The 23,128-nt window shown below is 46.0% G+C and carries 23 protein-coding genes; 10 read left to right on the top strand and 13 right to left on the bottom strand.

Going from position 1 to position 23,128, the window contains the following annotated elements; genetic code table 11:
• Nucleotides 1-137: 137 nt before the first annotated feature.
• Nucleotides 138-1,352 carry a GGDEF domain-containing response regulator gene (locus RH45_RS11875; protein WP_008077453.1) on the top strand — a complete coding sequence of 405 codons (1,215 nt, stop codon included), beginning with the start codon at nucleotides 138-140 and terminating at the stop codon, nucleotides 1,350-1,352.
• 77 nt (nucleotides 1,353-1,429) lie between these two features.
• On the opposite strand, the gene nqrM is transcribed toward RH45_RS11875, so the two are convergent.
• The 9 genes from nqrM to RH45_RS11830 all read right to left on the bottom strand — a co-directional run bounded on the left by nqrM (nucleotide 1,430) and on the right by RH45_RS11830 (nucleotide 9,419).
• Nucleotides 1,430-1,663, bottom strand: coding sequence for a (Na+)-NQR maturation NqrM (gene nqrM, locus RH45_RS11870; RefSeq protein WP_008077451.1), 234 nt, complete (start codon nucleotides 1,661-1,663; stop codon nucleotides 1,430-1,432).
• A 20-nt stretch (nucleotides 1,664-1,683) separates the two neighbouring features.
• Complete coding sequence (locus tag RH45_RS11865; protein WP_008077450.1) at nucleotides 1,684-2,688, bottom strand: FAD:protein FMN transferase; 1,005 nt, start codon at nucleotides 2,686-2,688, stop codon at nucleotides 1,684-1,686.
• 142 nt (nucleotides 2,689-2,830) lie between these two features.
• The gene (nqrF, locus tag RH45_RS11860) at nucleotides 2,831-4,054 is read right to left on the bottom strand and encodes an NADH:ubiquinone reductase (Na(+)-transporting) subunit F (RefSeq protein ID WP_008077447.1); all 1,224 of its coding nucleotides are present in this window, start codon (nucleotides 4,052-4,054) and stop codon (nucleotides 2,831-2,833) included.
• A 33-nt stretch (nucleotides 4,055-4,087) separates the two neighbouring features.
• A complete protein-coding gene (gene nqrE / locus RH45_RS11855) occupies nucleotides 4,088-4,684 on the bottom strand; it encodes an NADH:ubiquinone reductase (Na(+)-transporting) subunit E (RefSeq protein ID WP_005436652.1) in 597 nt (198 codons plus the stop codon).
• Between the two features lie 7 nt (nucleotides 4,685-4,691).
• Nucleotides 4,692-5,324 carry an NADH:ubiquinone reductase (Na(+)-transporting) subunit D gene (locus RH45_RS11850; protein WP_005473461.1) on the bottom strand — a complete coding sequence of 211 codons (633 nt, stop codon included), beginning with the start codon at nucleotides 5,322-5,324 and terminating at the stop codon, nucleotides 4,692-4,694.
• Nucleotides 5,324-6,094 (bottom strand): Na(+)-translocating NADH-quinone reductase subunit C, encoded by a 771-nt coding sequence (locus RH45_RS11845; RefSeq protein ID WP_008077433.1) that lies wholly within the window; start codon nucleotides 6,092-6,094, stop codon nucleotides 5,324-5,326. Before RH45_RS11845 ends, RH45_RS11850 begins: the two co-directional genes overlap by 1 nt.
• Nucleotides 6,084-7,328: an NADH:ubiquinone reductase (Na(+)-transporting) subunit B gene (locus RH45_RS11840; protein WP_008077431.1), complete on the bottom strand. Its 1,245-nt coding sequence runs from the start codon at nucleotides 7,326-7,328 to the stop codon at nucleotides 6,084-6,086. The genes RH45_RS11845 and RH45_RS11840 overlap by 11 nt, the downstream gene beginning before the upstream one ends.
• 5 nt (nucleotides 7,329-7,333) lie before the next feature.
• Nucleotides 7,334-8,674 (bottom strand): Na(+)-translocating NADH-quinone reductase subunit A, encoded by a 1,341-nt coding sequence (locus RH45_RS11835; RefSeq protein WP_008077429.1) that lies wholly within the window; start codon nucleotides 8,672-8,674, stop codon nucleotides 7,334-7,336.
• A gap of 436 nt (nucleotides 8,675-9,110) precedes the next feature.
• Complete coding sequence (locus RH45_RS11830) at nucleotides 9,111-9,419, bottom strand: BolA family protein (protein WP_008077426.1); 309 nt, start codon at nucleotides 9,417-9,419, stop codon at nucleotides 9,111-9,113.
• A gap of 139 nt (nucleotides 9,420-9,558) precedes the next feature.
• Here RH45_RS11830 and RH45_RS11825 point away from each other — a divergent pair, with 139 nt between their 5' ends.
• The 4 genes from RH45_RS11825 (at nucleotide 9,559) to RH45_RS11810 (ending at nucleotide 13,335) form a co-directional block, all read left to right on the top strand.
• A complete protein-coding gene (locus RH45_RS11825) occupies nucleotides 9,559-10,689 on the top strand; it encodes a methyltransferase (RefSeq protein ID WP_008077424.1) in 1,131 nt (376 codons plus the stop codon).
• A 51-nt stretch (nucleotides 10,690-10,740) separates the two neighbouring features.
• Nucleotides 10,741-11,310, top strand: a complete 570-nt coding sequence (locus RH45_RS11820; RefSeq protein WP_008077421.1) for a YajG family lipoprotein — start codon at nucleotides 10,741-10,743, stop codon at nucleotides 11,308-11,310.
• Nucleotides 11,310-11,855: a peptidylprolyl isomerase gene (locus RH45_RS11815; protein ID WP_008077419.1), complete on the top strand. Its 546-nt coding sequence runs from the start codon at nucleotides 11,310-11,312 to the stop codon at nucleotides 11,853-11,855. The genes RH45_RS11820 and RH45_RS11815 overlap by 1 nt, the downstream gene beginning before the upstream one ends.
• A gap of 73 nt (nucleotides 11,856-11,928) precedes the next feature.
• The gene (locus tag RH45_RS11810) at nucleotides 11,929-13,335 is read left to right on the top strand and encodes an AmpG family muropeptide MFS transporter (protein WP_008077417.1); all 1,407 of its coding nucleotides are present in this window, start codon (nucleotides 11,929-11,931) and stop codon (nucleotides 13,333-13,335) included.
• A 67-nt stretch (nucleotides 13,336-13,402) separates the two neighbouring features.
• Here the strand turns inward: RH45_RS11810 and RH45_RS11805 are convergent, their stop codons facing one another.
• Genes RH45_RS11805 through RH45_RS11795 form a run of 3 tightly spaced genes read right to left on the bottom strand, consistent with a single transcriptional unit; the run spans nucleotide 13,403 to nucleotide 15,287 of the window.
• Nucleotides 13,403-14,068 (bottom strand): ChrR family anti-sigma-E factor, encoded by a 666-nt coding sequence (locus RH45_RS11805; protein WP_008077415.1) that lies wholly within the window; start codon nucleotides 14,066-14,068, stop codon nucleotides 13,403-13,405.
• Nucleotides 14,065-14,649, bottom strand: coding sequence for an RNA polymerase sigma factor (locus tag RH45_RS11800; protein WP_008077412.1), 585 nt, complete (start codon nucleotides 14,647-14,649; stop codon nucleotides 14,065-14,067). Before RH45_RS11800 ends, RH45_RS11805 begins: the two co-directional genes overlap by 4 nt.
• 38 nt (nucleotides 14,650-14,687) lie before the next feature.
• The gene (locus RH45_RS11795; RefSeq protein WP_008077410.1) at nucleotides 14,688-15,287 is read right to left on the bottom strand and encodes an LON peptidase substrate-binding domain-containing protein; all 600 of its coding nucleotides are present in this window, start codon (nucleotides 15,285-15,287) and stop codon (nucleotides 14,688-14,690) included.
• Between the two features lie 337 nt (nucleotides 15,288-15,624).
• On the opposite strand from RH45_RS11795, the gene RH45_RS11790 reads away from it, so the two are divergent.
• The 4 genes from RH45_RS11790 (at nucleotide 15,625) to csdA (ending at nucleotide 19,184) form a co-directional block, all read left to right on the top strand.
• Nucleotides 15,625-16,383, top strand: coding sequence for an outer membrane protein OmpK (locus tag RH45_RS11790; protein WP_008077408.1), 759 nt, complete (start codon nucleotides 15,625-15,627; stop codon nucleotides 16,381-16,383).
• A gap of 107 nt (nucleotides 16,384-16,490) precedes the next feature.
• Nucleotides 16,491-17,381, top strand: a complete 891-nt coding sequence (gene panE / locus RH45_RS11785; RefSeq protein WP_008077406.1) for a 2-dehydropantoate 2-reductase — start codon at nucleotides 16,491-16,493, stop codon at nucleotides 17,379-17,381.
• Nucleotides 17,374-17,973: a DJ-1 family glyoxalase III gene (locus RH45_RS11780; protein WP_008077403.1), complete on the top strand. Its 600-nt coding sequence runs from the start codon at nucleotides 17,374-17,376 to the stop codon at nucleotides 17,971-17,973. Before panE ends, RH45_RS11780 begins: the two co-directional genes overlap by 8 nt.
• Entirely contained in the window at nucleotides 17,973-19,184 is a 1,212-nt protein-coding gene (gene csdA, locus RH45_RS11775) for a cysteine desulfurase CsdA (RefSeq protein ID WP_008077402.1), read from the top strand. The genes RH45_RS11780 and csdA overlap by 1 nt, the downstream gene beginning before the upstream one ends.
• A 65-nt stretch (nucleotides 19,185-19,249) precedes the next feature.
• Here csdA and radA read toward each other — a convergent pair whose 3' ends face one another.
• A complete protein-coding gene (gene radA / locus RH45_RS11770) occupies nucleotides 19,250-20,629 on the bottom strand; it encodes a DNA repair protein RadA (protein ID WP_008077400.1) in 1,380 nt (459 codons plus the stop codon).
• Between the two features lie 133 nt (nucleotides 20,630-20,762).
• On the opposite strand from radA, the gene RH45_RS11765 reads away from it, so the two are divergent.
• A complete protein-coding gene (locus RH45_RS11765) occupies nucleotides 20,763-23,108 on the top strand; it encodes a PilZ domain-containing protein (RefSeq protein WP_008077397.1) in 2,346 nt (781 codons plus the stop codon).
• Nucleotides 23,109-23,128 lie beyond the last annotated feature (20 nt).

Below are 23,128 nucleotides of genomic sequence, written 5' to 3'. Positions count from 1 at the left end.
GTACATAAACACAGTATAATTAATTACCAGATTTGATCCAACTGTAAAATTAAGCGGCACTTTTTCAATCTGGTTATAGAACTATCAAAATATATGGTTATTATTAAACTGATGTCCCGAATTCAGGAGTAAATAGGTTGAGTAACAAAGTGTTGGTTGTCGAAGATAGCCGCGCCTACCGCAATTACCTTGTCCAGCAATTAGCGACTCTCGGTTGTACTGTTATCGACTGTGAAACCTACGCGGACACAGAAAAAGCCCTTGAAAAGCATGGTAGCTTTCATTTTGCCGTGCTTGATTACTGCTTGCCTGATGCCCAAGACGGTGAAGTCATTGATCTGGTACTAAGCAAGGAACAAAAAGCAATTGTCTTGACTGGTACCTTCAATGAAGAGACTAGAGATCGTGTTCTTGCTAAAGGGGTTGTCGACTACATCTTAAAAGACAGTATGGCGTCGGTCTCTTATTTACTTCCGCTCGCAAAGCGCCTCATTAACAATGTCCAGCACCATGCACTTGTGGTAGACGATTCACAAACCGTTCGCCGCCACGTCGCACAACTGTTAGAGCATCAGTACATAAAGACAACGCAGGCAGTCAATGGTAGCGAAGCAATGCATAAGCTGGCTGAAAATAGCGACATTACGTTTATCATCACCGACCACGATATGCCCGCGAAAGATGGTATCACCATGACGCGAGAGATCCGCCAACAGTATGATAAAAACAGCCTCGCGATTCTTGGCTTATCAGGCAGCGCCGATAGCACTATGACCGCCCGGTTTCTAAAAGCTGGTGCGAATGACTTTCTCAATAAGCCTTTTAACCACGAAGAGTTCTACTGCCGCGTTCACCAGCTATTGGATATGAAAGAGGCCACAGACAATCTCTACCGAATGGCTAATCAAGATGCTCTCACGGGTCTGTGGAATCGTCGTTTTTTGTTCAATCAAGACTGCTCAGGTTGCGAAGAACGAAGCATCGCCATGCTTGACATAGACCATTTTAAGGGTGTGAACGATAGCTATGGCCACGACGGCGGCGACGCGGCGCTGATCACCGTCGCCAACATTCTCAAGATCTATTTTCCTGACGATGTGGTCGTTCGCTTTGGGGGCGAAGAGTTTTGTATTCAGTCTTGTACAGAACAAGGTGAATTCGTGACGCGATTGGAGAAGATGCGCCAACGCATCGAAAAGACACCAATTAAGCACAAAGACAAGCAGATTAATGTCACCATCAGCATTGGCGTATGCAGTGAACAAGGCTCTCTTGAGGAGCAAATTAAAATTGCCGATGACCGATTATACAAAGCGAAAGAAGATGGTCGTAACCAACTGAATCACCGTTAATTACCGACTAAGAAACCGCCAACAAAAAAGCCCAAGTATTTCTACTTGGGCTTTTTTATTTAATGGCTGGCTGGGCTTTACGCTATGCGATCTTTTTCCCAAGCTGCAAGTTTTTCTTGGCGCGCCGCCTCACGTGCTTCACGCTTTTTACGCGCATCGCAAGGTTCAGGGCAGTTACACACCTTATCGATCCCGACGGCACCTAAGCCGCCACAGCTGCCTTTTACTACTTTTTTCTGGATGATGTAACCGATCGACATCGCTGCTATCACGGCCAAAAACACACCAAAGGTAATTAGAAATGTATTCATATTGACATGCTCACTAGTAATTATTTATTCATATACGGCTTATAAGCCGATGACGCTAGTTCTTGGAACCCATCTTCTGTCTTCACAATCATAAACACAGCAATGTTGTTCTCTTCGGCAACTTTCATCCCTTGCTCTGCGCCCAATACCATCAGACCTGTCGCTAGACCATCCGCTGTCATCGAAGACTTATCTAATACAGTAACCGACACGACTTTGTGGTTGATAGGCTTACCCGTCTCTGGGTTGATGATATGTGAATAACGGATACCATCGCGTTCAAAGTAGTTACGGTAGTCACCCGATGTAGCGACTGCCATATCCCCTGGTTCAATAATCTCTTGAATTGAACGCTCCTCTACCGATGGCTTTTCAATCGCAATACGCCATTTAACGCCTTCACGATTGACGCCTTTCAGGCGCATCTCACCGCCAACTTCAACCATAAAGTTATCGATACCTTGCGATTGAATGTAATCAGCAACCACATCCACACCCCAACCTTTAGCAATGGTCGACAAATCAACATAAAGGTTTGGGATGTCTTTGCTTAACGTACTGCCTTCCACCGCTAAGTGTTCAATACCTGTCATGGCTTTACGCGCGGCTAATTCTTCATCCGTTGGTACCACTTCAGGTCGCGCTTCTGGGCCAAAGCCCCAAAGGTTCACCAATGGTCCAACCGTTACATCCAATGCACCTTGAGTAAGACCGTTCAAACGAATAGCTTCTTTCACCACTGTCGCTGTTTGTGGTGAAACCTCGAACGCGTCCGCTGACTGACTTTGGTTGAAGCGACTTAACTCTGAGTCTTTGCGGTAGGTAGACATTTGGTCGTTTACTTCCTCAAGCAGTCGATCAACTTCTTTTTGCAACGCTTCAGGCGCAGCAATACCTTCCGTAGAAATGTACTTAATATTGTAAGTCGTACCCATGGTTGGGCCGCTCAGATGAACTTGTTCTGCTGGTTTTTCACAACCAGCCAAAACCAATAGAGAAGCAAATGCAACAAGCCACTTTTTCACTTGTTAACTCCTATTGTCGTATATTAAATGGATAGAGGAAATTGAAACCACAATCAGCAACGATTTCCGCTATCGATTCGAAAACCGAAAAAGAAATGGCTGACTCAATCGAGCCAGCCATAGATTCAATCACTTAGGTAGATTAACCACCGAAGTCATCCAGTAGGATGTTTTCATCCTCAACACCGAGATCTTTCAGCATGCCGATAACAGCCGCGTTCATCATCGGTGGACCACACATGTAGTACTCACAATCTTCAGGCGCTTCGTGATCCTTCAGATAGTTTTCGTACAGTACGTTGTGGATGAAGCCTGTGTAACCATCCCAGTTATCTTCTGGCATAGGGTCAGACAGTGCACAGTGCCACACGAAGTTGTCGTTTTCTGCTTGTAGGCCATCGAAATCTTCTACGTAGAACATTTCACGCTTAGAACGCGCACCGTACCAGAAAGACATCTTACGAGTCGATTTAAGACGCTTAAGTTGGTCGAAGATGTGTGAGCGCATTGGCGCCATACCCGCACCACCACCAACGAAGACCATCTCGTTGTCTGTGTCTTTCGCGAAGAACTCACCAAATGGACCAGAGATAGTACACTTGTCGCCTTCTTTAAGAGACCAGATGAACGAAGACATGATACCTGGCGGTACATCAGGATTATTAGGCGGCGGCGTAGCGATACGCACGTTTAGCATAATAATACCTTCTTCTTCTGGGTAGTTAGCCATAGAGTAAGCGCGGATTGTTTCTTCGTTTACCTTAGACTCGTAGCGGAACAGGTTAAACTTGTCCCAATCTTCGCGGTACTCTTCTGGTACATCGAAGTCAGCGTATTTCACGTGGTGAGCAGGAGCTTCAATTTGGATGTAACCACCAGCACGGAAAGGTACTGATTCGCCATCTGGAATTTGTAGCTTAAGCTCTTTGATGAATGTCGCTTTGTTATCGTTAGAGATAACCGTACATTCCCACTTCTTAACGCCGAAGATTTCTTCAGGAAGTTCGATATCCATGTCAGTTTTCATTGCAACCTGACACGCTAGACGCTCACCTTCACGCGCTTCACCTTTAGTAATATGGTCAAGCTCGGTTGGTAGAATGTCACCACCACCTGATTTAACTTTTACGCGACACTGACCACATGAGCCACCGCCACCACAAGCAGAAGAAACGAATACGCCAGCACCAGCTAGAGCACTCAGAAGCTTACCGCCTGGTTGTGTAACGATAGCAAGCGAGTCGTCATCGTTCACAGAAATTGTAATGTCACCTGTTGGTACAAGCTTAGACTTAGCGAAAAGAATCACTAGTACTAGCGCAAGTACGATCAGAGTAAACATCACTACACCAAGAATAATGTCCATTGACTATTCCTTAATTAATGCGGTTTACCCGACTTACAGTTGAACACCAGAGAAAGACATAAAGCCTAACGCCATTAGACCTACAGTGATAAACGTGATACCAAGACCACGTAGACCAGGAGGTACGTCAGAGTACTTCATCTTCTCACGGATACCTGCAAGAGCGACGATCGCTAGCATCCAGCCCACACCAGAGCCGAAACCGTAAACAACAGATTCAGCAAAGTTGTAGTCACGTTGTACCATGAAAGATACACCACCGAAGATCGCACAGTTTACTGTGATCAGCGGTAGGAAGATGCCCAGCGCGTTGTACAAAGGTGGGAAGAAACGGTCAAGAACCATCTCAAGGATTTGTACAAGTGCCGCGATTACACCGATAAAGGTGATGAAGTTTAGGAAGCTAAGATCGACACCTTCAACCAAAGCGTTCTCTTTCAGCACTAGGTTGTAAACTAGGTTGTTTACTGGTACTGCGATAGTTAGTACAACAACTACTGCAACACCTAAGCCAAATGAGGTCTTAACTTTCTTAGATACGGCAAGGAAAGTACACATACCTAGGAAGAAAGACAATGCCATGTTTTCGATGAAAATCGATTTAACTAGCAGACTAATGTAATGTTCCATGACGTCCTTACTCCTTCGCTTCTACTTGTTCTGGTTTCAGAATACGGATTGCCCAGATTAGGAAGCCGATTAGGAAGAATGCAGATGGTGCAAGTAGCATCAGACCGTTTGGCTGGTACCAACCACCATTGCTCACTAGAGGAAGTACTTCCATACCGAATAGTTTGCCTGAGCCAAACAGTTCACGGAAGAAACCAACAGTGATAAGAACGAAACCGTAACCAAGACCGTTACCAATACCGTCGATAAGTGATGGTAGTGGTGCAGACTTCATTGCGAATGCTTCAGCACGACCCATTACGATACAGTTCGTGATGATAAGACCTACGAATACAGATAGCTGCTTCGAGATATCGTATAGGTAAGCTTTAAGCACTTGGTCTACCACGATTACTAGAGATGCGATGATCGCCATTTGAACGATGATACGCACACTGTTAGGAATGTGGTTACGGATCAGAGATACACAGAAGTTAGACAGAGCTGTTACGAAAATAACCGCCAGTGTCATTACAAATGCTGTCTCTAGTTTTGTTGTTACTGCAAGAGCAGAACAAACACCAAGAACCTGTAGCGCGATTGGGTTGTTATCCAATACTGGCGCTAAGATGCTCTTTTTAATGTTTTGTGCGCTAGACATTAGTTCAGACCTCCGTCACGAACTTTTGCTAGGAATGGACCAAAGCCCATGTCGCCTAACCAGAAATCAAATGTGCCTTGAACACCGTTACCAGTTAGAGTTGCACCAGAAAGACCATCGATACCATGCTCTGAACCTTGCGGAGCGCCGCCTTTAACAATCTTGATTGCAGGCTTGTGGTTTTCATCGAACAGTTTCTTGCCAACCCACTGAGCACGCCATGTTGGGTTCTCAACCTCACCACCAAGTCCAGGAGTCTCTCCCTGCTCGTAGTAAGTGATACCTGACACAGTGTTACCGTCAGTTTCAACTGCCACAAAAGCGTACATCATTGACCATAGACCAGTACCGTGTACCGGAAGGATGATCTTTGATACTTCATCGCCTTGTTTCACTAGGTATACAACACCTGTGTTTGCACGGCGTAGGATCTTCGCTTTATCTTCTTCAGCAGATAGCTTGATTGATTCAGCAGGATCTTTCGCAGCTTTACGTTGATCGTAAGTCGCTGCATCACCGTCAAGGAAGTCACCTGTGTTGAAGTCAACTAGACGCGGTTCAATGTACTGTGCAAATAGCTCAGGTACTTTTTTACCTTCTGCTTCAATACCAGCAACTTCAACGATCTTAGTTTGCTTATCTAGTACAGCGTTAGCTTTTTGCTGATCACGTAGACCAACCGCGGCTGTTGATACGATGATTGAACAAACAAGGCTCAACCCGATAACAACACCCAGCGTCTTTTTAATGCTGTCGTTATTACTTGCCATAGCGTGCTTGTCTCCGCTTGATGTTCTTCTCGATAACTACATGGTCGAACAGAGGTGCAAACAGGTTCGCGAATAGAATCGCCAGCATCATACCTTCTGGGTAAGCTGGGTTTACTACACGAATCAGTACACACATCACGCCGATTAGCGCGCCGTACCACCACTTACCTTTGTTAGTAAATGAAGCTGATACAGGGTCTGTTGCCATAAAGAACATACCGAATGCAAAACCACCAAGAACTAGGTGCCAGTGCCATGGCATGTTGAACATTGGGTTAGTATCAGAACCGATTACGTTAAACAGCGTCGCTGTCGCAATCATACCGATCATTACACCTGCGATGATGCGCCATGAGGCAATTCTCATGTAGACGATCATTGCGGCACCAATCATCAGTGCAAGAGTAGAGACTTCACCAATAGAACCAGGAATGTTACCAATGAACGCGTCCATCCAAGTGATCGCTTCACCAGATACTGTGTTCACTAGTGCACCGTTACCACCTTGAGCCCACTGGCTTAGCGCCGTCGCACCAGAGAAGCCGTCAGCTGCAGTCCATACTACGTCACCCGAGATTTGCGCTGGGTAAGCGAAGAATAGGAAAGCACGACCAGCAAGTGCTGGGTTAAGGAAGTTACGGCCCGTACCACCGAAGATCTCTTTAGCAACGACAACACCAAAGGTAATACCTAGTGCCGCTTGCCATAGAGGTAGCGTTGGTGGAACGATAAGAGCAAACAGGATAGAAGTAACAAAGAAACCTTCATTAACTTCGTGCTTGCGCACCATACAGAACAGTACTTCCCAGAAACCACCAACGATAAACACCGTTGCATAGATTGGTAGGAAGTAAGTAGCACCTAGGATCATCTTGCTGCCAACACCTGCGTCAGCGCCAAGTGTGCCGCCAAGCATTTCGGTTAGCCAGTAGTGCCAGTTACCTGCAACTACTGCAGCCAGTTGTTCACCAGCGTACATGTGATTAAGTGCTGCGATAGCTTGGCCACCCGCGTTGTACATACCCCAGAACATTGCTGGGAATACCGCGAACCAAACCATGATCATGATACGTTTTAAATCAACGCTATCACGAACGTGCGAGCTCTTCTTTGTGATTAGACCAGGAGTGTAGAAAACTGTCGCAACAGCTTCATACAATGCAAACCATTTTTCATGTTTGCCGCCTGGCTCAAAGTGATGCTCGATGTCTTCAAGAAACTTTTTAAGAGCCATGAAAATTACCCTTCCTTCTCGATCTTATCTAGGCATTCACGAAGTAGCTCACCGTACTCGTATTTACCAGGACAAACAAAGGTACACAATGCTACGTCTTCTTCATCTAGCTCTAGAGCACCAAGCGCTTGCGCACTATCAGTGTCACCAGCACATAGGTCACGAAGTAGCAGAGTTGGTTCCATATCAAGCGGCATTACGCGCTCGTAGTTACCGATTGGAACCATAGAACGATCACTACCATTAGTCGTCGTTGTCATATTGAACAACTGACCTTTGAAGATGTGACCAAGGAATGAGCGAGTGACAGAGAACTTGTTCTTGCCAGGCATAGCCCAACCAAACAGCTCTTTTTCACGGCCTTCACGTAATACAGAAACCTGTACGTGGTAACGACCAAGGTAAGCGTGAGGACCAGTTGCGTGAGTACCAGTAAGTACTGAACCAGAAATCACACGAACTTCACCTGGCATCAGCTCGCTGTCCGTTACGTCTTCAAGGCTTGCACCAAGAGTCGTACGTACTAGACGAGGGTTATTTACTACTGGACCAGCCAGAGAGATAACACGATCAGTGTAAAGTTCACCAGTTAGGAATAACTTACCAAACGCAATAACGTCTTGATAGTTAATGCTCCACGCCACATTTTCTGCATTTACTGGAGATAGAAAATGCATGTGGGTGCCAGCAAGACCTGCTGGGTGAGGGCCATCAAATACATGCTCTTCAACATTTGACTGAGAAGAACGAGGAAGACTTGTGCCAGATTTACATACGTAAACCTTGCCATCAGTCAGTGTTGAAAGCAGATCTAAACCAGCAACGAATGCTTCTTGTTGTTCATTAATGATCAACTCAGGCTGAGCTGCTAACGGATTAGTATCCATTGCAGTAACAAAGATAGCCTTAGTAGCAGAATCGATTGCAGGAACCTTGCTGAACGGACGAGTACGTAAAGCAGTCCAAAGACCAGATTCAACCAGTTGAGTTTTAACCGCTTCACGGTCAAGACCTGCTAGTTGTCCAGCTTCAAACTTATCGAACGTCACCTGCTCTTCACCTGCCACTTCAATCACTACAGATTGAAGGACACGTTTAGCGCCACGGTTAACTTCGATCACTTTACCAGCTGCTGGTGAAGTAAATTTCACGCCAGGGTTCTTTTTATCTTCGAAAAGAACTTGAGCTTTCTTTACTTCATCGCCTACGCGGACATGCATAGTAGGACGCATGCCGACGTACTCTTCGCCAAGCAAGGCGACTTTTTTGATGGTCTTACCATCATTAATCACCTGGGTAGGAGTTCCTGCGATAGGCAGGTCCAAACCCTTCTTTATTGTAATCATACGCACTTGCACTACTTTTATCGGGAAAAAGATTCTTTGATTGCGTAACTTTTAGACACGACACTAGTGTCCGGTTTTGGTGAAGTTTAAAACACCAAAATCGCAACATCCTATTAAAAATCTCGCTACAAGAAATTGGCGGGATTTATCAGGTGCGATAGTCTAGCATCTTTTAGGAAGTCGATGCCATGACCAATACGGGTATTAGCTAAGATATTTCGTAGGAATTGAGTTTAAAAGGCTAAGGAATAGTCATAACTTTGAGCCATCGCACAAACCCCTATAACCACACACTGGGTAATGACTCTATCCATTCACATCGTGAAACAATCTTATTTAAAACTAATACGCCAGTTTATTTGTTTATACATTGTTAACAGGCGTCAGTTTTGCTAGTAAACAAAAAAGGTAGCCGCTGCTACCTTTTGATGAAAGTTTATTTTGAACCACCTAGACACATTGGGCTGTCAGGAGCGAGCTCGTTCTGAGCTTTCCACTCTGTCGCGGTATAAGTATGAATCGACAGTGCGTGTATGTGGTTTGCCAACTCATCAGCGAGAGCTTGATTCACTAAGCGATGACGGCCAATTAAGCGTAAACCTTCAAATGCAGCGCTTACCACAATGACTTTAAAGTGACTTTCGGAACCTGGGGCAACATTGTGCATGTAGCTCTCATTGATCACTTTAAGATACTCAGGCTCAAAGGTGTTGTGCAGTTTGGTTTCAATGACTTCTTGCAGCATTGGGGATCACCATCTAATTATGAACAGCATTAAAGGGTAGATAATAATCGCAGCGGGCATAAAGCTAAAGGTTTTAGTTCCCAGTTTGCTTAGCATCTGCGACAATTTGCCCCATCAGTCACTTGCTAACTTCTCAATTATGAAAACTGAGCTTACGCTACATGAGCGTACCCTATCTCTGCATCGTTTTCCCAAACGCAGTAATGAAACTCTCCAAGCCTGGGATGCTGGCGATGAGTATTTGATCAATCATGTCGAAGAGTTAGCGCTCCCTCCCCAACAACATGTTTTGATACTCAATGATCATTGTGGCGCATTAAGCTGTTGGTTCTCCAAACAACACAAAGTCACCATGATGAGTGATTCTTTCATTAGCCATCAAGCAACTAAGGCTAACCTGCTCGCAAATCACGCCGATGAGGTGAGATTACTGTCTACCTACGACGCTATCCCAGATAATGTCGATCTCGTTTTAGTGCAATTGCCTAAAAGCAATCGACATCTAGTGTGGCAATTACATCAGCTGCGTCAGTCGCTACCAGAATCGGTTGCCGTCATTGCCGTGAACAAAGCTAAAGAGATCCATACATCGACATTGAAACTGTTTGAAAAGCACTTGGGTCAAACCAAAACTTCATTAGCATGGAAGAAACATCGTCTAGTTTTTTCGCAAGCCAATGCCACTTCAGTTCCGCAAGTCTCTCCTTACACCCGCTGGCAAGTTGATCAACATGACTTTTGGTTAAATAACTTGCCTAATGTTTACTCAGGGGAAAGCCTCGATCTAGGCGCTCGCTTTATGCTGGAGCACCTACCAAAAGATCTCGGCGACAAAAAGGTGATTGACCTTGGGTGCGGCAACGGTGTGCTGTCGGTAAAACTAGGCCAGTTGAACCCTAACATTCAATTGACCTGTGTTGACGAGAGTTTTATGTCAATTGAATCAGCGAGCAAAAACTTAACAGAAGCCCTTGGTAACAATCGCGAGTTTCGTTGTGTGGCCAATAATTGCCTTGACGGATTTTCCGCAGCCCAGGCGGATCTTGTCGTGTGCAATCCCCCTTTTCACCAGCAACAAGCGATTACTGACCACATCGCCTGGCAAATGTTCTGTGATGCAAAGCATGTTCTTAACAATGGTGGGCAATTATTAGTTATCGGTAACCGCCACCTCGGCTACGATGGGAAATTAACAAGACTTTTTGGTAAAACGAACGTGAAGACGGTTGCTGCCAACAAGAAATTTGTTATTTTACAAGCAACTAAATAATTCACTATCCTATCTCTAGTATTGTTAGAGTGACGAATAAAGGAAATGACAATGAGAAAACTGGTTTTAGCCGCATCAATGGCACTTCTCACCGCTTGTGCTGCTCCACAGCAAGAGCAAATCAACTTTATGCCAAAAGCGGTATTGAGCAATGGCGATATTGTTAAAGATGCAACCTTTAACCTGACCAGTAAAGACGTTCGCTCAGCTCAGTATGTCGCGCTCGTTGATAGTGGACGCTCTAACATCGAACCGATTCACTCCAAACAGAACGTTCGTATCTCCATAGAGAATGCGCTACTTGAGCAATTCCAATCGCAAGGTTTCCGTAGCACTGTAACCAGCGAAAACAGTGTCCAGATTGAAGTCCAAGAGGCACTAGTATCTGTAAAGCATACGGTGATGGAAAATGAAATGGACGGCAAGGTCGTGGTCGAAATCACTGCGGAAACGCCACAAGGAAAGCTAGTTAAAACCTATACAGGTACTGCGAAGCGCACAGGGGCACTCAGTGCGTCTAATGAAGAGATCGAAACGGTTCTCAATGATGTTGTGAACCTAGTTCTGCAAGAAGTCGCTAATGACCGTGAGCTTAAAAACTACATGCAGGAGCGATTCTAATGCGTAAACTCGCGATTGCTTCACTCGCTCTTTTTAGCAGCTTAGCTTTGGCTGGCCCTAAGGTAGAAATTGAAACCAATATGGGCGCATTTACCGTTGAACTTAACGAGCAGAAAGCCCCGTTAACGGTCAAGAACTTCCTGCGATACGTCGAAGATGGTAGCTATGTTGGCACTCAGTTCCACCGTGTGATCCCTGGCTTTATGGCACAAGGTGGTGGCTTCGACAAAGACATGAACATGCTACCAACGTATCCGGCAGTGAAAAACGAAGCCTCTAATGGCCTGAAAAATAAAGCGGCGACGATTGCCATGGCCAGAACAAATGATCCGAACTCAGCGACACGCCAGTTCTTTATTAACTTTGTTGATAATGGCTTTTTAGATTACGATCAACGCCCACCAGGTTACGCGGTATTCGGTAAAGTCACCCAAGGCTTTAACGTTATTCAAGATATGAGTCAAAAGCGAACTCATACCAAAGGTCGATACCGTGACGTCCCGGTAGAACCTATCATTATTACTAAAGCGACACTCCTGCCGTAAAAACTTTTCTTTCAGGCTCTAACTTAACCGTTAGAGCCTTTTTGCTGACCAATACTCTAACAAGGAATAGTGTATGTCTTCTGACTCCCCTTCCATGTCTTGGCGTGAGACCATCCAAAGTTACATGGATAAACGCCTGCTTTGGGTCTTTATGCTGGGTTGTTCAAGTGGATTCCCCTGGGTGCTTATTGGCTCAAACATGTCGGGTTGGCTCAAAGATGCAGGCTTAACCCGCGCCGCTATTGGTTACTTTGGTAGCGTATTTGCTGTTTACGCAATCAACTTTTTGTGGGCACCGCTGGTAGACCGCGTTCGGTTACCATTTTTGCATGATCGCTTAGGTCAACGTCGTAGCTGGATCTTTTTGTGTCAATCGGTTGTATTGATATGTACTCTGCTGATTGCGGGTGTCGATCCTTCGAAAAACCTCATGTTGACATCAATGCTAGCACTCGGTATCGCGATATCATCGGCAACTCAAGATATCGCGATTGATGCTTTCCGTATCGACACATTCCCAAAATCTGAGCCATCCAAACTTCCACAAGCATCCGCTATGGCTGTTATTGGTTGGTGGACAGGTTATTCTGTACCAGGCTACCTTGCCTTTATCAACGCAGACTCTATTGGTTGGAACGGTGTGTATTATGGTATGGCGGCGATTGTTGGCGTGCTGATGTTATTTACTTTGTTGGTCGGTGAGCCCAAGACTCATCGTGACGCACTGCAATCGGCAGCGGAAAAGCGCCACAGTACCGTGGTTGGAAATCCAGTCATCGCTTGGATCACAGTAACGGTCGTTGAGCCTTTCTTAGATTTCTTCAAGCGGAATGGATTTAAAGTCGCACTCACGTTACTACTGTTTGTGTTCTTATTTAAGATTGGTGAAGCTTTCCTTGGCCGAATGTCTATTACCTTCTATAAGGAAGTCGGTTTTAGCAATGAACAAATCGGCTACTACTCTAAGCTTATCGGCTGGGGTTTAACCATTCTATTCACCTTGATTGGCAGTATGGTTAACGTCAAGTTTGGTATTGTCCGCGGCCTGATGATCGGCGGCATCGCCATGGCATCAAGTAACTTAATGTTTGCTTGGATGGCTGAAGTTGGTCCGAACGAGCAACTCTTTTTAGCAACGCTAGTGGTTGATAACTTCACCTCGGCATTTTCAACGGTCGCTTTCGTCTCATTCCTAACTGTCGTAACCGGGCAGGCGTTTTCTGCGACCCAATATGCGCTACTCGCCTCGTTAGGTAACCTAGGGCGTACAACACTCGCTTCTTTCTCTGGTGAGCTGGTCGACTACCTTAACGATTGGTCAACCTTCTTTATTTTGACCGCGTTAATGGTGATACCTAGCTTATTAATGCTCTACTCATTGAGACACTACTTCAATGATATGTTAGCTAAGGCCCGCCAAAGAGATAAAGAGGACATTAAGCAAAGTCACTCAGCGAGCGAGTCTGAATCCAGTCAGTAATACATCGCTCAAAATAAAAAGAGGCTTGGTTTTTAAACCAAGCCTCTTTTTTTATTTTCATCGCAGCTTAAGGATACATTCCTTTGCCGAACATATTGAACAGGCGCGCCACCCCTTGGGTAAATACCATAGGCTCTGTTAGCACAGTCAAACATAGGCAGTCTTCACCTGGTTTAGTGAAGGGGCTGTGTTTTATCGACGCATCTTTAACAAGGTAATCGCCCGCCTCGTAGTGTCCATCTTCATCGCTGAAACCACCATGCAGTACTAAGGTAGATTCCATCCCCTTGTGCGTGTGCTGTGGAATTCGAACATCTTCCGCAATATACATAAGGTTGACTCGGCAATCCTCTGCGATGTTGATAGGTGCGCTGTACACCTTACCGCCATAACTCCTCCACTCGCCGATGTCACTAGAAAAACGGCTTAGCGCTCTTGGTAGCATAAACGTTTTGTTATTAACGATGATCGGCTTTGCTTTCCGCGGTGCACGAAAAGGTTCACTGTTTTGTTCGAGCGCTACGATAGAGTCGAACATGGCGTCGAAGTCATCGATACTGGTATCAGTTTGCGCATTCGCCAACTTATCTCCACACTGATTTTCAAGCATGGTGACTTTTCGCTTACAAATGGGGCACGACTCCAAGTGAATCGCAACGGTAAATGCTGCAACGTCGTCAAGAGTCCCTTCAACATAGGCTTGCAACAACAATTCTTCTGGATGGTAACTCATAATTTATCCGCCTCTATTGAATGTCTTAGTTTCTCTACTGCCAAACGTAATCTTGATTTCACCGTACCCAAGGGGATATCGAACATATCGGCAACTTGTTGATGTGGTAGATCTTCCAAATAAACCGCTTGAACCACTTTTCTTTGCGCCTCAGGAAGCCTATCAAGGAATTTGACCACCTGCTCTTTGAGCATGTCGGTTTCAGGAGAGTAATGATCAACCATATCTGGCGGGCAGTAGTCATTAGGCCAGATATCTTCTGAGTGAAGATGCTGCTCGCGCCCTTTTTGCTTTCTCAGCATGTCGAAACACAGATTCCGTGCGATAGTAAAGATCCAAGTGGAAAGAGAACTTTTGTCGCCGTTAAATAACGCACTTTTCTGCCACACTGTCGCCAAGGTCTCTTGCACCATCTCTAAAGCAACCTGCTCATTACCTACGTGTCGATAGGTAAATTGCTTTAAACGGGGGGAGAAATGCTGAAAAACTAACGCAAATGCCTGCTTGTCTTGTTGTTTCACTTTGTCCATGCAAACAGTCCAGTCTGCTCTGGTAAAGTTTTGCGTGTCTAGGTTGCTCATTACATTGTCCTTTGCACCGCTTAGATACCTTCTCTACGTTATACCTTAGCAGTTGGATCACTGATATTAGGATTATTTAATGTTTGGCTGAGGAATTCGACTGTGGCGGTGCAATCTAAATGAAGAGATAAACGATCAAATTGCTTATTGGTCATGGGCAGAATCTCCAACCAACGCTGACTCACCCATGTTTCGTCATCGAAAAACTTTTGCTCATATAAATCATTCAATTGCGGAAATTGAGAGTAAATACGCTGAAGTTGCTGACTCAAAAGCTCGCCATGCTCTGTCAAATCTAAGGTTTCCCAGTTTGGCAACCATTCGACTTTAGCCAAGCGCAGTCCATCATGCTCTACTCGTACTCGACGGATCATAAACCGTTTGATACCAGTGACAGTGATCCCCAGCAAACCGCCTTCAAGTTGTTCAAAATCGATGATCTTCACCAAGGTGCCAACAGCAGAGAGTTCACTATTCTCAGGTAAGTGCTGTTTTTCAAATAAACAAATGCCGAATTGGCTATCTCCTTTGAGCGCATCCACGACAAGTCGCTTGTAGCGGGCTTCGAAGACTCTCAAGCGCATTTTGCCCTCAGGAAGCACAATCGAATTTAACGGAAACAGCATCACTTCATTCATTACACATTTCTCTTTGAACATTTTAGTTACAGATACGCAACCTATCTTCATTCGGATCAACGCGAACAATGTTTGAATACGTGATGAACATCAAATTTAATTTAAGCGTTTGCGTAATCGTTTTCTCTATCATTTTTTGTGCAACAGGATTTTAGTTCCGTTACATGGCAAATTTTCGCTTGTTAATGCGAAGTAGATCACTCGATTTAGATTTTTTTACATCGGTTGCACATGGAATTTGAGATTTTTATCGATAATATGCAGTTCCATAAAGCGCAGCATAGATTGCGCCTTCAAACAATGATTAATCTAATTAACAAACATAGAGAGTTCCACTATGCGTAAATCACTTCTAGCTCTTGGTGTTGTGGCAGCAGTATCAGCAGTACCAGCTCAAGCAGAGTACCTATTCGGTTTCGGTAGCATGTATGCAGACTACCAAGTATGGGACCACGGTATTGGTAATGATGACTCAAACTTCGGCCAGGAAATTTCAGACCGCAACCAAGCAGTAATCGGTATTGAAGGCGGTGCAGTATTCGATTGGGGCCAAATCTACGGCTTCTACGACTACGAAGGCGTTGATCGTGCTGGCGACGACCGTGGTGCATCAACCAAAGGTACTATCCACTACAACCTAACTGAATCTGGTGTATCGCTATACGCTCAAGTGTACAACACTGATAAAGATAAAGGCCCTGTACTTCACGAGCAAAACCGTGTTCTAGGTCTTGGTTACACAGGTCTTAAAGGCGACAACTGGGGCTTCACTCCATTCTTAGGCGCGCATCAGATCAATACTGAAGGCGGCATCAGCGGCAGCAACGGTGGTATGCTAGGTTGGGTTGGTTACTACAACACTGACATCGCAGGCCAAAACTTTACTTTCTCTACATGGGGTGAGTACGAGTTTGCACGTAACGACGAGTACTCTGACATTCAAGGCGGCGACTACGGTCTTAACGGTAGCGTAAACGCACTGTGGAACTTCCACAAAGACTGGTCAGCAGGCGTTCTTTACCGCTACACAGTGAACAAACTGGCGCGTGAAGGTTACGAAGATCTTGTAATCTATCGTCTACAATACAACTTCTAATTATCAGAAGTCTGAATTGAATAATGGCACCTTAGGGTGCCATTTTTATTTGCTTTCTATCTTGATAGGCTTATCCTCTTGGCAAATCCAAAATGTGGTTAAGTTGCATGAACATTGTGGTACTCGGTCCTGGAGCTGTCGGCTCCCTTTGGGCATATTCACTCCACCAAGCCGGACACTCGGTCAGCGTCTATTCAAGACGTCAGTCGCCTTTTATTCCACTACAAGTCGACCAACACCCTATTATTTCGGTACAAAACAATCATCTTGATAGCCTGCGTAACGCAGATCTGTTGTTGGTCACCGTAAAAGCGCCACAAGTCGCCCAAGCACTCACCTCAATTAAGCAAGAGATTGACGCCGACTGCATTGTCGTTCTTATGCACAATGGTATGGGAACCGCGGAACAAATCAGCCAGCTACTGCCCAATAACCCTCTACTGCTCGCTACAACCACACATGGCGCGTTAAGAAGCAGTTCTGAGCAAGTTTTGCATACTGGCTTAGGGTCAACGCAAATAGGTGGCTACAACCAGACTGGCATGCAATGTCAATTTGTGACTGAGGTATTCCATCACGCATTAGCCCATGTCGAGTGGAATAGCCAAATCTTAAATGCTTTGTGGAACAAGCTAGCTATAAACTGCGCGATTAACCCACTCACCGCTATTCACCAAATTTACAATGGCCAATTGGCTGAACCCCATTACGCAGAGGCAATCCACGCCATTATTGGTGAAGTTAGCCAAGTCATGAATGCGGAGGGGGTTGAGGTAACGGAACAACAACTAGAAGCGCGCATTTATCATGTGATCGAAGCCACCGCAAAAAACCATTCGTCAATGCAGCAAGATATTTTCCACCAACGACAAAGTGAAATAGACTTTATAACAGGCTATTTGCTGCAAAAAGCGCAACAACACGGTATTTCAACACCGACAAATAGCGCCCTCTTCAAACACATTAAACAGATAGAACAGAGCTGGATTCATGAGTAAAAAAGTACTGATCCCAATTGCACCAGGCAGCGAAGAGATGGAAGCCGTTACCATCATCGATATGATGGTACGTGCTGGATATCAAGTCGTGGTAGCGAGTGCCGATTTCGACGGCGAACTTACGATGAAAGCCTCACGAGGAGTCACCCTAACCGCCGATTGCAAACTCGTCGATGTGGCAGATGATGAATTCGATGCCGTTATCTTGCCAGGTGGTGTACAAGGCGCTGAGACTTTTCGTGACAGCACCGTATTGGTAGAGATTGTCCGCCAGCAAATGTACGAAGGTAAACTTGTTGCGGCGATCTGTGCAGCCCCTGCGCTGGTGCTACTGCACCACAATTTATACCCTCAAGCGTTAATGACGTGTCACCCAAGCTTTCAAGACCGTATTGGTGAAAAATATCGCCGCGTAAAACGCGTGACTTACGACATAAACCACAACTTGTTGACCAGTCAAGGGCCCGGCACGGCGCTCGAGTTTGCAATGGAGATCATCATTAATCTGTCGGGTAAAGCCCATGCTTGGACCGTTGCAGAGCCTATGGTCACCATTCCAACCTTGCAATATCACAAACTGGGTGATGCCTAATGTTTGAAGCGAACCAGGTTGCGGAGCAGTTTCCCGCACTTCGTCAGCAAGTGAATAGCCAGCGTTTAGTTTACCTAGACAGCGCTGCGACGACGCAGAAGCCTCAATGTGTCATTGAGGCCATCACTCACTACTACAGTCAACAAAATGCCAATGTCCACCGTGGTAGTCATAGCTTAACCGCCCACGCCACTAGCCAGTTTGAAGGCGCAAGGCAGCATGTGGCCGATTTTATTGGTGCCAGTTCGAGTAAAGAAGTGATTTGGACTCGCGGGGCAACAGAAGCGCTCAATCTCATCGCCCAAACCTATGCCCGCAATACGCTTAAAGCGGGTGATGAGATCTTAGTCAGTGAGATGGAGCACCACGCAAACATTGTCCCGTGGCAGATTGTGGCAGAGCAAACCGGAGCAAAGGTTGTTAAAGTGCCCATGACTGATAGATGTCAGTTCGATTTGACAGCATTTGAGGAGCGATTATCCACAAACACCAAAATCGTGGCTCTAGCGCATATCACCAATGTAACCGGTACTCGTCAACCGATTGAAGCCGTCATCCAGCAAGCGCATAAACTGGGAGCAGTCGTCGTCGTAGATGGTGCTCAAGGTATTGTTCATGAGTCGGTTGACGTCAAAACTCTAGATGCGGATTTCTACGTATTCTCTGGTCACAAACTGTTTGCACCTGCAGGTATCGGCGTCCTATACGCTAAATTGGCTCTGCTCGAAGCAATGCCACCATGGCACGGTGGTGGCAAGATGGTCGATAAGGTCTCTTTCGACGGCACAACCTTTAGCCAGGTCCCCGGGAAATTTGAAGCTGGCACCCCTAATGTTGCGGGTGCCATTGCCCTATCAACCGCAATCGAATGGTATCGCTCGTTTGATCCTAACCAAGTTGAGCAGCACATCCACCACTTAGTGGAAACTGCTTACCAAAAGCTGAGCCAGTTCGAAGACGTGCAGATCTTGGGCTACCAACCGGGGGCGTCAGTCATCTCTTTCGTTGTTGACGGTGTTCATCACCAAGATGTCGCGACATTACTGGATCAGCAAGGGATTGCGGTACGCGCAGGTAACCACTGCGCACACCCCTTAATGGATGCATTGGGCGTTAAAGGGACGATCAGAGCCTCTTTTGCGCTTTACAATACAATGGAAGACGTTGACAGGTTGATCATGGCCGTTGAGAAAGCCGTCGATATGCTTTAATTCTGCAGAATATTAAAGGGTTGCCACTTTAGGCAACCCTTCTTTCTTGGTGAGTAAGCTCAGCCCTAAAGCTCGTCAAACGCCTCGATCGCTTCACTTAGCTTTTTAACCCCGTGAATCTGCATTCCAGGAATGCCCCCTTTCGGCATATTGGCTGCCGGAACAATCGCTTTCTTAAAGCCATGCTTAAACGCTTCGTTCAAACGCTCTTGGCCACTTGGTACAGGTCGAATTTCTCCAGCCAACCCCACTTCACCAAATACGACGACATCTTTAGCCAACGGACGGTCACGAAAACTCGACAGCAGCGCCATCACCAAGGCTAAATCCGCGCTGGTTTCCGTCACCTTAACCCCACCGACAACATTAACGAATACATCTTGATCCGCCATTTGTAAGCCGCCGTGCTTGTGCAGAACTGCCAGTAGTAGCGAAAGACGATTTTGCTCTAAACCGACCGCTACTCGACGTGGATTAGCGAGCTGAGAGTAATCGACTAACGCCTGAATCTCGACCAACAATGGACGTGTACCTTCCCAGACGACCATCACCGAGCTGCCTGATGTTTCCTCTTCGCCACGAGATAAGAATATCGCTGACGGATTGCTGACTTCTTTAAGCCCCTGTCCCGTCATGGCAAACACACCTAACTCATTCACCGCACCAAAACGGTTTTTATGGCTTCGCATTGTTCTGAAACGGTTGTCCGTACCGCCATCCAATAACACAGAGCAATCGATAATATGCTCGAGTACTTTAGGCCCCGCCAATGTGCCATCTTTGGTTACGTGGCCAACAATAAAAACGGAGACATTATTCTGTTTTGCGTAGCGCGTTAGAGCGGTCGCCGACTCTCGGACTTGCGCAACGCTCCCTGGGGAAGACTGAACATCAGACACATGCATTACCTGAATCGAGTCAATCACCATGATTTTTGGCTGCTCTTTTTCCGCAATTTGACAGATACGGTCGACGTTGGTTTCTGACAACATTTTCAGGTTATCTTTAGGTAACCCAAGACGAGAGGCTCGCATTGCAACCTGCTGTAATGATTCCTCGCCAGTGACATACAGAGTCGGCATTTGCGACGCTAAGTAACACATGGTTTGCAACAATAAGGTCGACTTGCCCGCCCCAGGGTTACCACCAATGAGAATCGCCGCGCCCGGTACCACACCGCCACCTAGCACTCGGTCAAATTCTTTGTACCCACTGGTAAAGCGTGGGACCTCCTGCAGATCAATCTCAGACAGGGTTTGAACTTTGGTCTCACCGCTGTTGCCTGCATAGCCGGACAAACGTTCGTTACGAGCTGCGGCGGGTGAGGCAGCTAAACGCACTTCGCTGATCGTATTCCAAGCGCCGCACGCGTTACATTGCCCTTGCCAACGTGGGAAGTCTGCCCCACAGTCATTACACACATATGCCGTTTTCGCTTTAGCCATGTTGCCTCATGTTGGTATTTGTGAAGTGAGATATTGCTTTGCACTTAATTTTGCTTGATTCGCGGTAACATATCACTAAAGATCGTAATATCAAGGTCGATAAACTGAGTATGGAATACTTTAAGCAACAAATATGCAGCAAGCTGAAATCCTCTCCCTAGCAGAAAGACTGATTCCTGCTTACCGTGCTGATGATTTTGAGTTCCTTCTGGGACAAATGACGGAAGGCGAGCCGCCGTCGGTCAAAATCTTGGTTAAGATGGAGCTTAACCGTGTCATGGCCCCATGTACCAAAAGCATCGACCTGAGAGGACGAGTGAAAGGTGAGTGTCGCGAATATGAGCTCGACGGCCTAAAACACTGGCTCGATGATGTCGCTTTTAATGCCTACCACAAGAACACACGCAAATTTGGCTCTTACACCGAAGGCGTGTGGGAAGCACTGTGCAATACCCATAACAATTTCAGGGTAATGAAACAGCGTGGCCAATCATTAAGCGGCAGTAACAGCCAAGAAAGCGCAGGGCTTGAAGTCGAACCAATCAATCTAGGCTATGACTTAAAACGTCGTGAAAATCGCCTAAAGATTTCTTCGCAAATTGAAATCAAGCTCGCAAACAGCCAAATTGTCCACGCCGTCACTATCGACCTGTCTCCCTCTGGCGCAAAATTTAAAGTTCCCTCTGCTTTCGGTTACAAACTGGGGGAAGTGATCAATGTTCGCTTTGTCGAGCTAGAAAAAAACACCGACATCGAAGGCATTAAGACGCCAGTACCTTATCGAATCGTTGGCATTGATGATTCCTATGAGAATGATGCGGTCAAGTTCCTGCGCCTGCTGAAACTGGACGAAAGTAACACGCTCAACTTAGTCATCGAACAGTATTTGAAAAGCGACGCGCAAAAAACACGTCACGATAACCAAGACAAAATCATCAGGGCTCGTTCGCGAGGGTATGAGCACACTTACCTTAAACACACTTGCAACTTACCGGTATTCTTCAGCGGGGATGAGCTCAAGCTCGCCTTGATGACGGAAAACAATCAGGCGATTTGGCAATACTGGCAAGATGAGCGCAACCAACAAACCTTAAGCAGTTTGTTCAATCAACAGCGCATGGCTCAGCTCACAACACCCGGAATGAAGGGCAGTAACAATGTACTGTATGCCTTTACTCATGAGCACAAAGGTCAGACGCTATTTTTCTCTATGCTGATGCCCGAAGCAACGCGTGAAGTACGCCAACTGTTTTGGCATATTGGAGCCAAAAAAGAGAGCTGGAAAGCCTTTCGTCTCTCCGTTTTTGAATTGTCTGAAGAAGAAAAGCAAGAGCTATCACAGCACTCCACCGAGCTGGGGTTAGAGCCAAACTGCTTAACCCATTGCGGTATGTTACAAGAAATCAGTGACAGTCGTAGTCGTCAAGATTACCTGTTAACGGATAAACCTCGCTTAGCCAGCAGCGAACTTAATCGCTTCAGACATTCACGTAACCCCGGTTATAACCCTCTTTGCTTGTATTTTGATGCAAAGTCTCGCCGCAAAGAACCTCGCTACCAGTTTAGATCACCGCTAGAGTTCTCTCAGGAGGACGGTAACCCTATTTCTGGGACAACCTTAGACCTATCCAAGCATGGGATAAGTATCGCGCTGACAGAGCCTTGTAGTTTAAAAGCTGGAGACCTCTGCACCATCAATTTCAACGAACTGCAGCTATACGATAAGAAGCTCCCTCTCAGTAGCGTGCCTTATCGCATTATCCGCGTGAGCCCGAGTGGAAAAAAACTCCAATTGGTTATCACAGATGAGAGCCAAAACCTACGTGTAATCGCTTTCTTTGGCCGCTTGATCAGTCACAACCAAGATAAATTGATCGCCAAAAAAGAACTGCTGCCAAGTAATGCATTGTTAGAAGGCTTACATGATATCTTGCTAGATAAGGTCGTGAGTACACCGATATTCGTTGAGAAAAAAGGCAATAACCTTAAACCCAAAGTCATCGGGATCAACTACCCGATTCCCGCTTTCTTGACACTACTTGCGAAGCTGGGGAACGAAGCAAATTACTCAATAGAGCCGATCTATAAGGGGAGAACCAATACCTTATTGGCTCAACCGATGAAACGCATCGAAGGCGCACAGCCTCAGTATCAAGATTTGTATTTGATGGCGCTCAAGTTTGGCACTCGAATTCAATCGGTCGAATCGAAACTGTGTAGTGACTTCTCCAGCATTCAGGAGCGCATTACTTTCATTAAGAAAGCACAATCGATGGGTGAGTTTTACGCACTACGCGTGTGCAGTGCACCTGTGTTTGATGCGATGACAGCGCTCGTTCAAACCGATCTCCAAGAACTCAGCCAAGTCAGTTTGCACAAGGCTCGAACACTAGAGAAAGAGATTAACTCGATTCAAGGGTACGCAGAGCTGACTGACATTACCGAAGAAGTGCTGATTCGACTTGAGTTAACCCAATAAAAAAAGCGAGGATAACCTCG

Source organism: Vibrio sinaloensis DSM 21326 (assembly GCF_000189275.1).
GTDB lineage: Bacteria > Pseudomonadota > Gammaproteobacteria > Enterobacterales > Vibrionaceae > Vibrio > Vibrio sinaloensis.
Note: the sequence above shows the minus strand (reverse complement) of the source record. Positions and strands in the feature narration are given on the sequence as shown.

Bases quoted from the DNA above. Each gene is read 5' to 3' on its own strand.
- nqrM (WP_008077451.1), bottom strand. From the start codon at position 1,663: ATGAATACATTTCTAATTACCTTTGGTGTGTTTTTGGCCGTGATAGCA.
- nqrF (WP_008077447.1), bottom strand. From the start codon at position 4,054: ATGGACATTATTCTTGGTGTAGTGATGTTTACTCTGATCGTACTTGCG.
- nqrE (WP_005436652.1), bottom strand. From the start codon at position 4,684: ATGGAACATTACATTAGTCTGCTAGTTAAATCGATTTTCATCGAAAAC.
- RH45_RS11850 (WP_005473461.1), bottom strand. From the start codon at position 5,324: ATGTCTAGCGCACAAAACATTAAAAAGAGCATCTTAGCGCCAGTATTG.
- RH45_RS11845 (WP_008077433.1), bottom strand. From the start codon at position 6,094: ATGGCAAGTAATAACGACAGCATTAAAAAGACGCTGGGTGTTGTTATC.
- RH45_RS11840 (WP_008077431.1), bottom strand. From the start codon at position 7,328: ATGGCTCTTAAAAAGTTTCTTGAAGACATCGAGCATCACTTTGAGCCA.
- RH45_RS11835 (WP_008077429.1), bottom strand. From the start codon at position 8,674: ATGATTACAATAAAGAAGGGTTTGGACCTGCCTATCGCAGGAACTCCT.
- RH45_RS11830 (WP_008077426.1), bottom strand. From the start codon at position 9,419: ATGCTGCAAGAAGTCATTGAAACCAAACTGCACAACACCTTTGAGCCT.
- RH45_RS11825 (WP_008077424.1), top strand. From the start codon at position 9,559: ATGAAAACTGAGCTTACGCTACATGAGCGTACCCTATCTCTGCATCGT.
- RH45_RS11820 (WP_008077421.1), top strand. From the start codon at position 10,741: ATGAGAAAACTGGTTTTAGCCGCATCAATGGCACTTCTCACCGCTTGT.
- RH45_RS11815 (WP_008077419.1), top strand. From the start codon at position 11,310: ATGCGTAAACTCGCGATTGCTTCACTCGCTCTTTTTAGCAGCTTAGCT.
- RH45_RS11810 (WP_008077417.1), top strand. From the start codon at position 11,929: ATGTCTTCTGACTCCCCTTCCATGTCTTGGCGTGAGACCATCCAAAGT.
- RH45_RS11805 (WP_008077415.1), bottom strand. From the start codon at position 14,068: ATGAGTTACCATCCAGAAGAATTGTTGTTGCAAGCCTATGTTGAAGGG.
- RH45_RS11800 (WP_008077412.1), bottom strand. From the start codon at position 14,649: ATGAGCAACCTAGACACGCAAAACTTTACCAGAGCAGACTGGACTGTT.
- RH45_RS11795 (WP_008077410.1), bottom strand. From the start codon at position 15,287: ATGAATGAAGTGATGCTGTTTCCGTTAAATTCGATTGTGCTTCCTGAG.
- RH45_RS11790 (WP_008077408.1), top strand. From the start codon at position 15,625: ATGCGTAAATCACTTCTAGCTCTTGGTGTTGTGGCAGCAGTATCAGCA.
- panE (WP_008077406.1), top strand. From the start codon at position 16,491: ATGAACATTGTGGTACTCGGTCCTGGAGCTGTCGGCTCCCTTTGGGCA.
- RH45_RS11780 (WP_008077403.1), top strand. From the start codon at position 17,374: ATGAGTAAAAAAGTACTGATCCCAATTGCACCAGGCAGCGAAGAGATG.
- csdA (WP_008077402.1), top strand. From the start codon at position 17,973: ATGTTTGAAGCGAACCAGGTTGCGGAGCAGTTTCCCGCACTTCGTCAG.
- radA (WP_008077400.1), bottom strand. From the start codon at position 20,629: ATGGCTAAAGCGAAAACGGCATATGTGTGTAATGACTGTGGGGCAGAC.
- RH45_RS11765 (WP_008077397.1), top strand. From the start codon at position 20,763: ATGCAGCAAGCTGAAATCCTCTCCCTAGCAGAAAGACTGATTCCTGCT.